This window comes from Pseudomonas sp. HMWF006 (assembly GCF_003061205.1).
GTDB lineage: Bacteria > Pseudomonadota > Gammaproteobacteria > Pseudomonadales > Pseudomonadaceae > Aquipseudomonas > Aquipseudomonas monsensis.
On the sequence record NZ_QAIU01000403.1, the window covers coordinates 1 to 1,925 of the forward strand.

Genomic DNA, 1,925 nt, shown 5'->3' on the forward strand with positions numbered 1-1,925 from the left:
GTGCTGCGCTGAAAAAATGCGTGCTGGAGCTGGGCGGTTCCGACCCGTTCATCGTGCTCAATGACGCCGATCTCGACGAAGCCGTTCAAGCAGCCGTCATCGGTCGTTACCAGAACTCCGGCCAGGTGTGCGCTGCGGCCAAGCGCCTGATCATCGAAGAAGGTGTGGTCGAGGAATTCACCCGCAAATTCGTCGAAGCGACGCGCAAACTGAAGGTCGGCGATCCGTTGTCCGCCGACACCTACATCGGCCCGATGGCACGTTTCGACCTGCGTGACGAACTTGATCAGCAAGTGCGCGACACCCTCGAAGAAGGCGCCACCCTCCTGCTCGGCGGCAGCAAGGCCGAAGGTCCGGGCAACTACTACGAGCCGACCGTGCTGGCCGATGTCACCGACCGCATGACCTCGTTCAAACAGGAACTGTTCGGCCCGGTGGCGTCGATCATCACCGCCCGCGATTGCGCGCATGCGGTGGCCCTGGCCAACGACAGCGAGTTCGGCCTGACCGCGACGATCTACACCGCTAACATACAGCTGGCCCAGCAACTGACCTGCGAGCTGGAGACCGGCGGCGTGTTCATCAACGGCTACTCCGCCAGCGACCCGCGCGTGACCTTCGGCGGCGTGAAAAAAAGCGGTTTCGGCCGCGAACTGTCGCACTTCGGCGTACGCGAATTCTGCAACGCGCAAACCGTGTGGCTGGATCGCAAATAATCGATGATCCCAGGCGTTACCCATCTCCCTGCAGGCCTGCGCCTGCATGGGTTTTGCGGGAGCGACCGCTGCCACAAGCGTTGGCTGTCATGTCGCGACATGCTGCGCTTCCGTGACAGTCTGCCCCTTGCTCAACAACCCCAGCACCACCGCCGCCGAGACCAGAGTAATCAACGTGAGGATGTGCAACAGATATTGAAACGCCGACGCATACCCGTCCACCAGACGTTCATTTGTCAGCCCCGCAACGGTGTTGATTGCGTGGGCCATATCGCCGGTGGTGACCCGGTGCGCGGTCTCGGCAATCAGCGCCGCATCGACACTGCCTGCCACTGCATTTGTCAGATCGGTTTGCAACAGCGAGGTCAGCACTGCGGCGACAACCGCCAGCGCAATGCCCTCACCCGCCACTCGCACAGTGTTGAAGATCCCCGCCGCCATCCCTGCGCGCGCTTTCGGTACAACGCTGACCGACAAACCGTCCATCAAGCCCCACGGTAAACCGGTGCCAATCCCGATCAACACCATCGCCATGACCAAGGCGGATTTCGGTTCGCCGATGTTGTACAGACTCAACGCGTGCAACCCTGATGCAGCGATCAGAAAACCAATCCCCGACAAGATCCCCGCCGAAACAAACCGGGTCATCGACGCCGCCAGCATCGGCACCACCAGCATCGGTGCCGACAGCGCCAGCAACAGCAGGCCGGCGTCGATTTCGCTCAAGCCTTCCACGCCGATAAAACGCAATGGCAGCATCACCACCAACACGATGTAGCAAAAGCAGGTGCCGATCGGCAGCATCTGTACGCCGATAAAGCGCGAAAAACCAAACAGGGTCAGATCGAGCATCGGGTGTTTGACGCGCATTTCGATCATCACGAACGCCGCCAACAACAATGCCGATGCACTCAGCAGACCAACCACCAGCGGGCTGCCCCAACCGCTTTCCGGGGCCTGAATCACGCCGAAGGTGAACAACGCCAGCATCGTGCTGAAGCTGATCGTGCCCGGCCGATCCAGCCCCATGGCATCCGGGTTACGACTTTCGCGCATGCGTGGCAGGCCGAAGACCATGGCGATCACCCCGATCAACGCGGTAAAGACAAAAATTGCCCGCCAGTTGAATGCCTCGATCAACGCGCCAGCCACCAAAGGCCCGAACGCCAGACCGATACCGAACGTGGTGCCGAGGACGCTGTACGCACG

General features: G+C 61.0%; 1 protein-coding gene and 1 pseudogene. One reads left to right on the plus strand and one right to left on the minus strand.

The annotated features are described in order from the left end of the window. On the plus strand, positions 1 to 716 hold a 716-nt coding region (locus DBR24_RS16740), incomplete at its 5' end, for an aldehyde dehydrogenase family protein (RefSeq protein ID WP_128615306.1). Between the two features lie 87 nt (positions 717 to 803). Here the strand turns inward: DBR24_RS16740 and DBR24_RS16745 are convergent. Then, positions 804 to 1,925 (minus strand): annotated as a pseudogene (locus tag DBR24_RS16745) (MFS transporter); the annotation flags it as partial.